This window comes from Acidovorax sp. LjRoot117, from assembly GCF_964252695.1.
GTDB lineage: Bacteria > Pseudomonadota > Gammaproteobacteria > Burkholderiales > Burkholderiaceae_C > Acidovorax.
In genome coordinates this window covers 86,533-99,035 of sequence record NZ_CAXUPO020000006.1, presented here as the reverse complement: position 1 = coordinate 99,035, position 12,503 = coordinate 86,533, and the positions used below count along the sequence as shown (strand labels likewise).

Below are 12,503 nucleotides of genomic sequence, written 5' to 3'. Positions count from 1 at the left end.
TACCAACCATGGCGGACGGTGATGCGTTGCACATCACCCGAACCAAGGCGTCTTCTGCTGTCGGGATTGACAGAAGACACTCGAAAACCGACCGGGGTTTTCGGGTGCGCTCTGAAAGCACCAAAGGCTGGAGGCCCGCGAGGAGCACTCCAGCCCTTGAAGGGGACTGAATTACTTCAGTTCAGCCTTGGCACCGGCTTCCACCAGCTTCTTGACTGCTGCTTCGGCGTCAGCCTTGGCAATAGCTTCCTTGACGTTCTTTGGAGCGCCGTCCACCAGGTCCTTGGCTTCCTTGAGGCCCAGGCCGGTGATTTCGCGCACAGCCTTGATGACGGACACCTTGTTGGCGCCGGCTTCGGTCAGCACCACGTTGAATTCCGTCTTCTCTTCAGCAGCTGCAGCGCCGCCGCCGCCGCCGCCGGCAGCAGGTGCAGCCATGGCTGCAGCGCTCACGCCAAACTTCTCTTCAATGGCCTTCACCAGGTCATTGAGTTCCAGAACCGTCATGCTGTCCAGAGCGGTCAAAAATGCGTCTTTATCGAATGCCATTTTTATTTCCTAACAATTAGTTGGTTGTCTGCCGGGCTATCAAGCCGCAACAGGTTCGGCGGCCGTTTCGGCTGCGCCTTCGCCTTTTTTCGCCGCCAGTGCGCCCAGCACAACGGCCGTACGCGACATAGGGGACATAAGCAAGCCACAAATCTGAGCCAGCAAAACTTCCTTGGAAGGAATGTTGGCCAGTTGCTTAACGCCGTTGACATCCAGGGCCTTGCCACCGAAAGCGCCACCGCGAATCACCAGCTTGTCGTTGGTCTTCGCGAAATCGGCCACCACCTTGGCGGCGGCCACAGCGTCTTCGGAGAAGCCATAGATGAGCGGACCGGTCATCTGGTCTGCCACCACGTCAAATGCGCTACCTGCCACAGCACGGCGAGCCAGGGTGTTCTTCAGAACACTCAGGGTCACGCCCTTGCTGCGAGCATCAACACGCAGTTTGGTCATGTCGGCGACCGTGATGCCACGGTATTCCGCGATCACAAGCGTTTGAGCTTTAGCGGCGAGGCTGGTCACTTCACTGATGACCGCTTCTTTCTCACTGCGATTAAGACTCAAGGTCTACTCCTTAAAATGCGCACTCGGCGGTTGCCTCATGCGCGCTCTTGTTGCAGCGACCAACTGTTTCGGAAAAATTTTCCATCTGCAGCGGGATCGCCATCTGCGTTGGTGCCTTGTGTGGCTTTAAGCGCGACCTGATCGCGCACCAACGGTCTTGGATGGCCTGCGGCTGCCTTGGCAGCCCCAGCCCACCACATCGGGCCTGCCCGTGAAGGCCGGCCCGAAGATTTCTTGCAATTACGCTGCAGCGATGGTTTGCGTATCCACGCGGACACCCAGGCCCATCGTGGAAGACACGGCCACCTTGCGCAGGTAAACACCCTTGCTGGTAGCTGGCTTTGCCTTGGTCAGGGCATCGATCAGTGCAGCCAGATTGCCTTGCAGCTTGTCGTTGTCGAACGAGCGGCGGCCGATCGTGCTGTGCACGATGCCGGCCTTGTCGACGCGGAACTGCACCTGGCCAGCCTTGGCGTTCTTCACGGCCGTGGCGACGTCAGGGGTCACGGTGCCGACCTTGGGGTTGGGCATCAGGCCACGTGGGCCCAGGATCTGGCCCAGCGTACCCACAACGCGCATGGCGTCAGGGGCAGCGATCACCACGTCGAAAGGCATGTCGCCGGCCTTGACCATGGCGGCCAGGTCGTCCATACCCACGATGTCGGCGCCAGCAGCCTTGGCTTCTTCAGCCTTGGCGCCTTGGGCGAACACGGCCACGCGGGTCGTCTTGCCGGTACCGTTGGGCAGCACCACGGCGCCGCGAACCACTTGGTCGGACTTCTTGGCATCGATGCCAAGCTGCACGGCGACGTCGATGGATTCGTCGAACTTGGCCGTAGCGGCGTCCTTCACGATCGCAACTGCTTCAGCGAATGCGTACAGCTTCGTGCTGTCAACCTTGCCTTGCAGGGCTTTTTGCTTTTTAGTCAGCTTGGCCATTTTACAAACCCTCCACCGTCACGCCCATCGAGCGTGCAGAGCCAGCCAGCGTGCGCACTGCGGCGTCGACGTTGGCAGCGTTCATGTCCTTCATCTTGGTCTTGGCGATCTCTTCGAGCTGTTCGCGCGTGATCTTGCCGACCTTCGTCTTCAGTGGGTTCGAAGAACCCTTGTCGAGCTTGATGGCCTTCTTGATCAGGGTCGTCGCTGGCGGCGTCTTGATGATGAAGGTGAAGCTCTTGTCTGCAAAAGCCGTGATGACCACGGGCAATGGCAGGCCTGGCTCAACGCCCTGGGTCTGCGCATTGAATGCCTTGCAGAACTCCATGATGTTGAGGCCACGCTGACCCAGTGCTGGGCCGATAGGTGGGGATGGGTTGGCTTTACCAGCTGGAACTTGCAGCTTGATGAAACCGACGATTTTCTTCGCCATGTTTTACTCCTTGCGGGTGATGACGCCATCCGCTGCAGCATGCAGCATCGGCTCCCCGGGGTTAAGACTCTCTCCTGACAATCACCGCGCCGAGTCGAAAGCGCGGGATCCAAAATGTGTGGTCCTGCCTGACGGCAGACCTGCGGCCTGGGCCGAAAGGCTTAGGTCTTTTCGACCTGACCGAATTCCAGCTCGACGGGCGTGGAGCGACCGAAGATCATCACGGAGACGCGCACGCGGCTCTTTTCGTAATTGACTTCTTCGACCGAGCCATTGAAGTCCGTGAACGGGCCTTCCTTGACGCGCACGAGCTCGCCCACCATGAATTCGATCTTGTGGCGCGGCTTTTCCGTGCCTTCCTGCATCTGGCTGACGATCTTTTGCACTTCGTCTTCAGAGATGGGGGCGGGACGGTTCTTTGCACCACCCACGAAGCCGGTCACCTTGCTGGTGTGCTTCACCAAGTGCCAGGTGTCGTCGTCCATGATCATTTCGACGAACACATAGCCGGGGAACAAGCGACGCTCGGTCGTCTTGCGCTGGCCGTTCTTCATCTCCACCACCTCTTCGGTGGGCACCAGGATGCGACCGAACTTGGTCTCCATGCCCGAACGGGCGATGCGCTCCTGGATGTTGCGCTCCACCGCCTTCTCCATGCCCGAATAGGCATGAACGATGTACCAACGCAGGTCAGGGTTGGCGGAAGCAGAAGCGCCAGAAGGAGCCTCAGCTCCAGTGATTTCCGTAGCGCTCGTCATGACTTTCTCCATCCCAAAATCAAGTCGTACAAGACCCACTCCAGCGTCTTGTCGGTGAACCACAGGAAAAGCGCCATGATCACCACGAAGGCGAACACATACGCGGTCATCTGCAAGGTTTCCTTGCGGGTCGGCCAGACGACCTTCTTGACTTCACGCCAGGCTTCCTGGGCGAAGGCGACGAACTGGCGGCCTGGCTCCGAGATCAGGAAGACGGCAACTGCCGCGATCAGGCCGACGATCAATGCGGCCCACTGGACGATTGAACCTTGCTTGCTCAGCAAATAGAAACCAGCCACCGACGCAATGACCAAAGCCACCACTGCCGCGAGCTTGGCTTTGTCTGCGCCTGTATTGACGGTCTCAACCTGTGAAGTGGCCATGTTTGAGTAATTCCTGCTACGAGTCCCGGCGTCGCTTAAGACACCGAAGCCCGCCAGGGTCTGGCGGGCTTGTTGAGGGCCACTTTCAAGTGGCAGGGGCAGTAGGAATCGAACCTACAACCTTTGGTTTTGGAGACCAACGCTCTGCCAATTGAGCTATACCCCTGTATCTACCTTGCTTGAATTAAGCAATGATCTTGGCCACGACGCCAGCGCCCACGGTGCGGCCGCCTTCGCGGATAGCGAAGCGCAGACCTTCTTCCATGGCGATGGGGTTGATCAGCTTGACGGTGATCGACACGTTATCGCCAGGCATGACCATTTCCTTGTCGGCTGGCAGCTCGATGGCGCCAGTCACGTCGGTCGTGCGGAAGTAGAACTGAGGACGGTAGTTGTTGAAGAACGGGGTGTGGCGGCCGCCTTCGTCCTTGCTCAGCACATACACTTCGGCGGTGAAGTGGGTGTGTGGCTTGATGGAGTTGGGCTTGCACAGCACTTGGCCGCGTTCCACGTCTTCACGCTTGGTGCCGCGCAGCAGCAGGCCGACGTTGTCGCCAGCCTGGCCTTGGTCCAGCAGCTTGCGGAACATTTCCACGCCGGTGCAGGTGGTCTTTTGCGTGTCGCGGATACCGACGATTTCGATTTCTTCGCCGACCTTGATGATGCCGCGCTCGATACGGCCGGTCACCACGGTGCCGCGGCCGGAGATGGAGAACACGTCTTCCACGGGCATCAGGAAGGCACCGTCCACAGCGCGCTCAGGCGTGGGGATGTAGGTGTCCAGGGCTTCGGCCAGCTTGTCGATGGCTTGCTCGCCCAGAGGACCCTTGTCGCCTTCCAGGGCGAGCTTGGCGGAACCGCGGATGATCGGGGTGTCGTCGCCTGGGAAGTTGTACTTGTCCAGGAGTTCGCGCACTTCCATTTCGACCAGCTCGAGCAGCTCTTCGTCGTCGACCATGTCGCACTTGTTCAGGAACACGATGATGTAAGGCACGCCCACCTGGCGGGCCAGAAGGATGTGCTCGCGGGTCTGGGGCATCGGGCCGTCAGCGGCCGAGCACACCAGGATGGCGCCGTCCATCTGGGCAGCGCCGGTGATCATGTTCTTCACATAGTCGGCGTGGCCAGGGCAGTCCACGTGGGCGTAGTGGCGGTTGGCCGTTTCGTATTCCACGTGGGCGGTGTTGATCGTGATGCCGCGGGCCTTTTCTTCAGGTGCCGCGTCGATTTCGTCGTACTTCTTGGCTTCGCCGCCGAACTTGGCGGACAGCACCGTGGCGATCGCTGCCGTCAGCGTCGTCTTGCCATGGTCCACGTGGCCGATCGTGCCCACGTTGACGTGGGGCTTGGTACGTTCGAACTTACCTTTTGCCATTTTTCCGACTCCGAAAAAAATCTATATCAACACAACAGGATCTCGGCGCAACCAGAATCGGACGCACCTGAAAGTGGTGCCCATGGCGGGAATCGGACCCGCGACCTCTCCCTTACCAAGGGAGTGCTCTACCACTGAGCCACATGGGCGCTTGATGCCGCTTGCACGACATCAAAATCTCTAACTCATCAACCAGCACAGCCAAGCAATGGAGCGGGAGACGGGAATCGAACCCGCGTCATTAGCTTGGAAGGCTAGGGTTCTACCATTGAACTACTCCCGCATCGGCTGACAACCTTTGCGACCGCCCTGCACAAACAGAACGGCTGACACTCTCAACACTGACTAACTGGTGGAGGGGACTGGATTCGAACCAGTGTAGGCGTAAGCCAACAGATTTACAGTCTGCCCCCTTTAGCCACTCGGGCACCCCTCCGGAGAATTTCGAATTATAGCACTGATTTTTAGCCCGCCTGAAAAATTGTGCGAAGCCGCACAACTTTCGAACCCCTGGTCGTTGGACCCAGGCATCTGGCGCGGCTGGCGGGGATCGAACCCACGACCCTTGGCTTCGGAGGCCAATACTCTATCCACTGAGCTACAGCCGCGTGACTGCATCAATACAGCCCGAGATTATCGCATGCAGCGCCATGATCCCCAACAAGATCTGCCAACCCCGGCACCGCGCAAGCGGCGAGTGCCACGCTCAAGCAGACGCATCCTGCGCATCGCAGCGCCCCTGCGGCAACGACAACCCGAGCCCCACCAGGAAGGCGTCCGTACTGACACGGCCCACCCCCACCAGATCAAAGCCGCCCTGGCTGAGGATCCAGTTGCGTATCAGCCCGTCGAACAGGGCGTGCAGGCCCACCGCGGCCTCCATCGGTGTCATCGGCAATGCGACACCCTGCATCTGGGCTGCCAGCTCGAAGTCCCGCGCCAGCTGCCGCGTGAACCCTTCGGACGCCGCGATGTGGCGCTCGCGCACACCCACCATCTCGCTCACGTACTCCACCTTGTAGAGCGCCACCTCAAAGACCCTGCGCGTGCGCTCATCGAAGGCCACGCCACGCAGCACCATGGCCATCACGGCGCGCAGGCGCTGCACCGGCTCAGGGCACGTGCTGCTTTCGAACTCGCCATAGCCCTGCTCCAGGGGCAGGGTCACGCGGTCCATCATGGCGTTGAACAGGTCGACCTTGTCCTTGAAGTGCCAGTAGATGGCCCCGCGCGTGGCGCCTGCGGCCTGGGCGATGTCGCTGAGCGACGCCCGCGACACCCCCTTGTCGCCAAAGACCTGTTCGGCGGCATCGATGAGGCTGTTGCGGGTAGCGATGGCATCTTCTTTGGTTCGGCGTGCCATGGTGGCTTGTCTCCTCTGCTCCGGTCCCAATGCCCCCGCAAGAACGCAAGGGCATACACATCGCCAATTATACATTCATGGTTGTATGTATAATCGCGGACTTGTTTTGTCGGGTTCTCCGGGGAAGGCCCGTGGCCGACGCTCCATCCCCTACAACCCCATTTCCTTGACGCACATCAGAAGGACTCTCATGCGCACACTGCGTGACCCATCCGTCAGCCGCGCCCTCCCCCAGGCGCTTTCCTACCGCACGACGCGCACTTTCGTGGCCGTGAGCGCGGTGGCCCTGCTCCTTGCCGCCTGCGGAAAAACCGACGGCAAGGCCGCGGGCGGCGCACCGCCCCAGATGCCTGCGCCCGAAGTGGGCGTGGTCACTGCCACACCCGGAGATGTGGGGTTGGTCACCGAATTGCCAGGCCGCGTGGAGGCATCGCGCACCGCCCAGGTACGCGCACGCGCCGCAGGCATCCTGCAGCAGCGCCTGTTCAAGGAAGGCAGCGACGTGAAGGCGGGCCAGGCGCTGTTCCGCATCGATCCCGCCCCCTACGCTGCAGCCGCTGAAAGCTCGCGCGCCAGCCTGGCCAAGGCGCAGGCGAATCTGGCGCAGGCCAGCGCCCAGGTGGACCGCTATCGCCCCCTGGTCAGCGCCAATGCCATCAGCAAGCAGGACTTCGTCAATGCCGAAGCGGCCGAGAAGCAGGCGCAAGCCGACGTGGCCGTTGGCAAGGCCGCCGTGCGCACGGCGGAGATCAACCTGGGCTACGCCAGCGTCACGTCCCCCATCTCCGGCCGCATCGGCCGGGCGCTGGTGACGGAAGGCGCGCTGGTGGGCCAGGGCGAGGCGACGGCGCTGGCGGTGGTGCAGCAGATCGACCCCGTCTATGTGAACTTCACGCAGTCGGCCAGCGATGTGTTCCAGCTGCGCCGCGCCATGGAGAACGGCCAGCTCAAGCGCGCCGGCGGCGAGGCCGCCAGCGTCAAGCTGGTGCTCAGTGACGGCACCGAATACGCCCAGCCCGGCAAGCTGCTGTTCACCGACCTGTCGGTGGACGCCACCACGGGCCAGGTCACGCTGCGCGCCGAAGTGCCCAACCCCAAGGGCGAACTGCTGCCCGGCCTGTACCTGCGCGTGCGCATCGAGCAGGCCCAGGCCAGCAACGCCATCACGCTGCCCCAGCAGGCGGTCACGCGCACGCAGCAAGGCGACACGATCAGCGTCGTGTCCGATGACGGCAAGATCTCGCAGCGCACCATCAAGATCAGCGCCGCGCAGAACAACCGCTGGGTGGTGCTCGACGGCCTGAAGGCTGGCGAGAAGGTCATGGTGGACGGCTTCCAGAAGCTGCAGATGCTGCCGCCGGGAACGCCTGTGAAGCCTGTGCCGTGGCAAGCGCCGGGCGCCGCGCCAGCGCAGCCGGGGGCCTCCGCCGCCGCTGCGTCTGCGTCTGCGCCAGCCGCACCGGCAGCATCGGCCGCGGCCTCCAAGCCATAAAAGGCAGCCCAGCATGGCCAAGTTCTTTATCGACCGCCCCATCTTTGCGTGGGTGATTGCGCTGTTCATCATGGTGATGGGCGGCGTCGCCATCACGCAACTGCCGATTGCCCAGTATCCGCCGGTGGCCCCGCCATCGATCGTGATCAACACCGCCTACCCAGGCGCGTCCGCCCAGACGCTCGAGGACAGCGTGCTGTCCGTCATCGAGCGTGAAATGAACGGCTCGCCCGGCCTGCTGTACATGGAGTCCGTGGCCCAGGCCGATGGCTCCGGCAGCATCACGCTGAGCTTCGAGCCCGGCACGAACTCCGACCTGGCCCAGGTGGATGTGCAAAACCGCCTGTCGCGCGCCACGCCGCGCCTGCCGTCCGTCGTGACCCAGCAGGGCGTACGCGTCGACAAGGCCCGCAGCAACTTCCTGCTGTTTGCCATGCTGGCGTCGGACAACCCCAAGTTCACCCCCGTGGAACTGGGCGACTACGCGGCCCGCAACCTTCAGCCCGAGCTGCAGCGCGTCAAGGGCATCGGCCAGGTACAGCTGTTCGGCAGCGAAAACGCGATGCGCGTCTGGATCGATCCGGACAAGCTGCGCGGCTTCAACCTGTCTGCCGCCGACGTGACGGCCGCCATCCGCGCGCAGAACGCCCAGGTGTCCGCCGGCGTGATGGGCGACCTGCCCAACATCACCGGCCAGGGCATTGCGGCCACGGTCGTGGTCAAGGGCCAGCTGTCCAGCGTGGAGCAGTTCGGCAACGTCGTGCTGCGCGCCAATACCGACGGCTCGTCGGTGCGCCTGAAGGACGTGGCACGCCTGGAACTCGGCGGCCAGAGCTATGCCACCTCGGCGCGCCTGAACGGCGCCCCGGCCGTCGGCCTGGGTGTGCAGCTGTCGCCCAGCGGCAACGCGCTGGAGTCGGCACGCCTGGTGCGCGAGAAGATGGACGAGCTGCAGAAGTTCTTCCCTGAAGGCGTGAAGTACTCCATCCCGTACGACAGCTCGCGCTTCGTGAAGATCTCGATCTCGCAAGTGGCCGAGACCCTGGTCGAAGCCGTGGTGCTGGTGTTCCTGGTGATGTTCCTGTTCCTGCAGAACTGGCGCTACACCATCATCCCGACCATCGTGGTGCCGATTGCCCTGCTGGGCACGTTCGGCACGCTGCTGGCGCTGGGCTTCTCGATCAACGTGCTGACCATGTTCGGCATGGTGCTGGTGATCGGTATCGTGGTGGACGATGCCATCGTGGTGGTGGAGAACGTCGAGCGCATCATGAGCGAGGAAGGGCTCTCGCCCCTGGAGGCCACGCGCAAGGCGATGCGCCAGATCTCGGGCGCCATCATCGGCGTGACCGTGGTGCTGATCTCGGTGTTCGTGCCGCTCGCGTTCTTCGCGGGCTCCACCGGCAACATCTACCGCCAGTTCTCGGCCGTGATGGTCGCGTCGATCGCCTTCTCGGCCTTCATGGCGCTGTCGCTCACGCCGGCGCTGTGCGCCACGCTGCTCAAGCCCGTCGAGGCGGGCCACCACCACGAAAAGCGCGGCTTCTTCGGCTGGTTCAACCGTGTGTTCACGCGCACCGCCAAGGGCTATGAGGGCCTGGTGTCGCGCATCCTGCGCAAGGCGGCGCGCTACCTGGTCATCTACGGCGCCATCCTGGCCGTGGTGGGCATCGTGTACACGCGCATTCCCACCGCGTTCCTGCCGCAGGAAGACCAGGGCAACATCCTGGTGAACGTGCAGCTGCCGCCCGGCGCCACGCAAGAGCGCACGCTCGAGGCGATGAAGCAGGTCGAAGGCTTCATGCTCAAGCAGCCCGAAGTGCAGAGCATGGTGGGCGTGCTGGGCTTCTCGTTCTCAGGCCAGGGGCAGAACGCGGGTATCGCGTTCGTCACGCTCAAGGACTGGGACGAGCGCAAGGAGGCCGGCCAATCCGCCAGCGCCCTGGCAGGCCGCGCGTTCGGCGCGCTGTCCACGGTGCGCGATGCGTTCATCTTCCCGCTCAGCCCGCCGGCCATTCCGGAACTGGGCACGGGCAGCGGCTTCTCGTTCCGCCTGCAGGACCGCGCGGGCCTGGGCCACGACGCGCTGGTCAACGCCCGCAACCAGATGCTGGGCATGGCCATGCAGAGCAAGGTGCTGACGGGCCTGCGCCCCGACGGCCTGGAAGATGCTCCGCAGCTGCAGATCGACATCGACCGCGACAAGGCGCAGGCTCTGGGCGTGGGCTTTGAGGCCATCAACAGCGCCATCTCCACCGCACTGGGCTCGAGCTATGTGAACGACTTCCCCAACAAGGGGCGTCTGCAGCGCGTGGTGGTGCAGTCCGACGCGCCAGGCCGCATGCAGCCCGACGACCTGCTGCGCCTGAACGCGACCAACGCACAGGGCCAGCCCGTGCCGCTGTCGGCCTTTGCCTCCACGAAGTGGGTCAAGGGCGCGCAGCAGACGGTGCGCTACAACGGCTACCCCGCCATGCGCATCAGCGGCGAACCCGCCCCGGGCTACAGCAGCGGTGCCGCGCTGGCCGAGATGGAAAAGCTCGCCGCGCAGTTGCCACCGGGCTTCGGCTTCGAGTGGACGGGTACGTCGCGCGAAGAAAAGCAGGCGGGATCGCAGGCGATCATCCTGTACGGCTTTGCCGTGCTGGCGGTGTTCCTGTGCCTGGCCGCGCTGTATGAAAGCTGGACCATTCCGCTGGCCGTGATCCTGGTGGTGCCGCTCGGTGTGCTGGGCGTGCTGCTGGCCACGCTGCTGCGCGGGTATGCCAACGACGTGTACTTCCAGGTGGGCCTGATCACCATCATCGGCCTGTCCGCGAAGAACGCCATCCTGATCATCGAGTTCGCCAAGGACCTGCATGCCCAGGGCAAGGGGCTGGTCGAATCCGCGCTGGAAGCCGCGCACCTGCGCTTCAGGCCCATCGTGATGACCTCGCTCGCGTTCGGCCTGGGCGTGGTGCCGCTGTTCATCGCATCGGGCGCCGGCTCGGCCAGCCAGCGCGCCATCGGCACCGGCGTGATCGGCGGCATGATCACCGGCACGGCACTGGCGGTGTTCTTCGTGCCCGTGTTCTTCGTCGTGGTGCGCAGCCTGTTCAAGGGCAGCGCGCGCCAGCAGGAAATGAACCGCCGCCATGCAGAAGAAGCAGGAGTTGGAACCCATGACTAATCACCGCAGCACCCTCACCGCCCTGGCCGCGGCCGCGCTGCTGGCCGGCTGCTCGTTCATCCCCACGTACGAGCGCCCCGCGGCGCCCGTACCGTCGGTGTACACGACGCTCGGCGCAGACAATACCGCTGCAGGACAGGGCACGGCCGCCATGGCCCCGTGGCAGGACTACTTCGCCGAGCCCCGGCTGCGCCAGCTCATCGAAACGGCGCTGGCCAACAACCGCGACCTGCGCGTGGCGGTGCTCAACATCGAGCAGGCCCGCGCCACCTACCAGGTGCGCCGTGCCGACATGTACCCGGGCGTGGGCGTGGCCGCCAACGCGAGCCGCGCGCCCGCCACGGGCACCGGCGACCTGACCAACTCGTTCAGCGTCGGCCTGGCCATCTCGTCCTGGGAGATCGACTTCTTCGGCCGCATCGCGAGCCTCAAGGAGCAGGCGCTGGCGCAGTACCTGGCCACCGAAGAAGGCCGCAACGCCGCGCAGGTGAGCCTGGTGGCCGCGGTGGCCAACGGCTGGCTGAACCTGCTGGCCGACGAAGAGCTGCTGGAGCTGTCGCGCCAGACCCTGGCCTCGCGCGAGGAATCGGTGCGCCTGACCAAGATGCGCCTGGACGCGGGCGTGACCTCGGAGCTGGACTTCCGCCAGGCCGATTCGCTGACCCAGGCGGCACGCGCCACGCTGGCGCAGCAGCAGCGCCAACGTGCGCTGGACGAGAACGCGCTGGTCCTGCTGCTGGGCCAGGCCCTGCCCGACGAGGTGCGCGCCAGCCTGGCGGGCAGCCGGCTGGCCAATGCGCCCGCCATGGCGCAGCTGCCGGCCGGCCTGCCGTCCGAGCTGCTCACGCGGCGCCCGGACATCCGCCAGGCCGAGCAGCAGCTGATCGCCGCCAACGCCAACATCGGCGCGGCGCGGGCTGCGTTCTTCCCGCGCATTGCGCTCACCGCGCAGGCGGGCACGGCCAGCAACGAGCTGTCGGGGCTGTTCAAGAGCGGCTCCTGGGGCTTCTCGATTGCGCCGTCGCTGCTGCTGCCGATCTTCGATGCGGGCCGCAACCAGGCCAACCTGGAAAGCGCGCGTGCCGGACGGAGCATTGCCGTGGCGCAGTATGAAAAAGCCATCCAGACCGCCTTCCGGGAAGTGTCGGACGCGCTGGCCGGGCAGGCCACGCTGGGCGAGCAGGCGCTGGCCCAGCAGCGGCAGGCCGAGGCCGAGGGCGCCCGCCTGCAACTGGCCGACCTGCGCTACCGCAACGGCGTGTCGAGCTACCTCGACCTGCTGGACGCGCAGCGCTCGCTGTTTGCCACGCAGCAGGCGGTGGTGCAAGTACGCCTGGCGCAGCTGCAAAACCAGGTGACGCTGTACAAGGCCCTGGGCGGCGGCGCGCCGGCAGTGGCGGACAACCGCTCCTGAGGCAGGCTGCCCCCCGCGGCCCGGCCGGGGCTGCGGGGGGTGCACTCAGGGTTCATCGGGGTGC

General features: G+C 64.1%; 11 protein-coding genes and 5 tRNA genes. 3 read left to right on the top strand and 13 right to left on the bottom strand.

Annotation, left to right across the window (positions count from 1 at the left end):
- Positions 1-171 precede the first annotated feature (171 nt).
- The 13 genes from rplL to ACSQ3D_RS16960 all read right to left on the bottom strand — a co-directional run bounded on the left by rplL (position 172) and on the right by ACSQ3D_RS16960 (position 6,364).
- Positions 172-549: a 50S ribosomal protein L7/L12 gene (gene rplL / locus ACSQ3D_RS17020; RefSeq protein WP_056410080.1), complete on the bottom strand. Its 378-nt coding sequence runs from the start codon at positions 547-549 to the stop codon at positions 172-174.
- Positions 550-588: 39 nt separating this feature from the next.
- Positions 589-1,113: a 50S ribosomal protein L10 gene (gene rplJ / locus ACSQ3D_RS17015; protein WP_056165010.1), complete on the bottom strand. Its 525-nt coding sequence runs from the start codon at positions 1,111-1,113 to the stop codon at positions 589-591.
- 240 nt (positions 1,114-1,353) lie between these two features.
- A complete protein-coding gene (rplA, locus tag ACSQ3D_RS17010; RefSeq protein ID WP_056410082.1) occupies positions 1,354-2,052 on the bottom strand; it encodes a 50S ribosomal protein L1 in 699 nt (232 codons plus the stop codon).
- 1 nt (position 2,053) lies between these two features.
- Positions 2,054-2,485 carry a 50S ribosomal protein L11 gene (gene rplK, locus ACSQ3D_RS17005; RefSeq protein WP_007850051.1) on the bottom strand — a complete coding sequence of 144 codons (432 nt, stop codon included), beginning with the start codon at positions 2,483-2,485 and terminating at the stop codon, positions 2,054-2,056.
- A gap of 161 nt (positions 2,486-2,646) precedes the next feature.
- Positions 2,647-3,243: a transcription termination/antitermination protein NusG gene (nusG, locus tag ACSQ3D_RS17000; RefSeq protein ID WP_056410084.1), complete on the bottom strand. Its 597-nt coding sequence runs from the start codon at positions 3,241-3,243 to the stop codon at positions 2,647-2,649.
- Complete coding sequence (secE, locus tag ACSQ3D_RS16995; protein ID WP_436127666.1) at positions 3,240-3,626, bottom strand: preprotein translocase subunit SecE; 387 nt, start codon at positions 3,624-3,626, stop codon at positions 3,240-3,242. Before secE ends, nusG begins: the two co-directional genes overlap by 4 nt.
- A 90-nt stretch (positions 3,627-3,716) precedes the next feature.
- Positions 3,717-3,792: transfer RNA gene (locus tag ACSQ3D_RS16990), tRNA-Trp, on the bottom strand.
- Between the two features lie 18 nt (positions 3,793-3,810).
- Positions 3,811-5,001, bottom strand: a complete 1,191-nt coding sequence (gene tuf / locus ACSQ3D_RS16985; RefSeq protein ID WP_056410091.1) for an elongation factor Tu — start codon at positions 4,999-5,001, stop codon at positions 3,811-3,813.
- Positions 5,002-5,075: 74 nt separating this feature from the next.
- Positions 5,076-5,150 (bottom strand) — tRNA-Thr (locus tag ACSQ3D_RS16980).
- Positions 5,151-5,210: 60 nt separating this feature from the next.
- Positions 5,211-5,284, bottom strand: a tRNA-Gly gene (locus tag ACSQ3D_RS16975).
- 67 nt (positions 5,285-5,351) lie between these two features.
- Positions 5,352-5,437, bottom strand: a tRNA-Tyr gene (locus tag ACSQ3D_RS16970).
- A 96-nt stretch (positions 5,438-5,533) separates the two neighbouring features.
- Positions 5,534-5,609: transfer RNA gene (locus ACSQ3D_RS16965), tRNA-Arg, on the bottom strand.
- 98 nt (positions 5,610-5,707) lie between these two features.
- Positions 5,708-6,364, bottom strand: coding sequence for a TetR family transcriptional regulator (locus tag ACSQ3D_RS16960; RefSeq protein ID WP_056416845.1), 657 nt, complete (start codon positions 6,362-6,364; stop codon positions 5,708-5,710).
- 190 nt (positions 6,365-6,554) lie between these two features.
- On the opposite strand from ACSQ3D_RS16960, the gene ACSQ3D_RS16955 reads away from it, so the two are divergent.
- Genes ACSQ3D_RS16955 through ACSQ3D_RS16945 form a run of 3 tightly spaced genes read left to right on the top strand, consistent with a single transcriptional unit; the run spans position 6,555 to position 12,439 of the window.
- On the top strand, positions 6,555-7,856 hold the full coding sequence (locus ACSQ3D_RS16955) for an efflux RND transporter periplasmic adaptor subunit (protein WP_056416842.1): 1,302 nt from the start codon (positions 6,555-6,557) through the stop codon (positions 7,854-7,856).
- Positions 7,857-7,869: 13 nt separating this feature from the next.
- Positions 7,870-11,025, top strand: coding sequence for an efflux RND transporter permease subunit (locus tag ACSQ3D_RS16950; RefSeq protein ID WP_436127665.1), 3,156 nt, complete (start codon positions 7,870-7,872; stop codon positions 11,023-11,025).
- Positions 11,018-12,439, top strand: coding sequence for an efflux transporter outer membrane subunit (locus ACSQ3D_RS16945; protein WP_436127664.1), 1,422 nt, complete (start codon positions 11,018-11,020; stop codon positions 12,437-12,439). Before ACSQ3D_RS16950 ends, ACSQ3D_RS16945 begins: the two co-directional genes overlap by 8 nt.
- Positions 12,440-12,503 lie beyond the last annotated feature (64 nt).

Excerpts from the sequence above, each read along its gene's own strand:
- rplL (WP_056410080.1), bottom strand. The coding sequence starts at position 549 with ATGGCATTCGATAAAGACGCATTTTTGACCGCTCTGGACAGCATGACG.
- rplA (WP_056410082.1), bottom strand. The coding sequence starts at position 2,052 with ATGGCCAAGCTGACTAAAAAGCAAAAAGCCCTGCAAGGCAAGGTTGAC.
- rplK (WP_007850051.1), bottom strand. The coding sequence starts at position 2,485 with ATGGCGAAGAAAATCGTCGGTTTCATCAAGCTGCAAGTTCCAGCTGGT.
- nusG (WP_056410084.1), bottom strand. The coding sequence starts at position 3,243 with ATGACGAGCGCTACGGAAATCACTGGAGCTGAGGCTCCTTCTGGCGCT.
- secE (WP_436127666.1), bottom strand. The coding sequence starts at position 3,626 with ATGGCCACTTCACAGGTTGAGACCGTCAATACAGGCGCAGACAAAGCC.
- tuf (WP_056410091.1), bottom strand. The coding sequence starts at position 5,001 with ATGGCAAAAGGTAAGTTCGAACGTACCAAGCCCCACGTCAACGTGGGC.
- ACSQ3D_RS16960 (WP_056416845.1), bottom strand. The coding sequence starts at position 6,364 with ATGGCACGCCGAACCAAAGAAGATGCCATCGCTACCCGCAACAGCCTC.
- ACSQ3D_RS16955 (WP_056416842.1), top strand. The coding sequence starts at position 6,555 with ATGCGCACACTGCGTGACCCATCCGTCAGCCGCGCCCTCCCCCAGGCG.
- ACSQ3D_RS16950 (WP_436127665.1), top strand. The coding sequence starts at position 7,870 with ATGGCCAAGTTCTTTATCGACCGCCCCATCTTTGCGTGGGTGATTGCG.
- ACSQ3D_RS16945 (WP_436127664.1), top strand. The coding sequence starts at position 11,018 with ATGACTAATCACCGCAGCACCCTCACCGCCCTGGCCGCGGCCGCGCTG.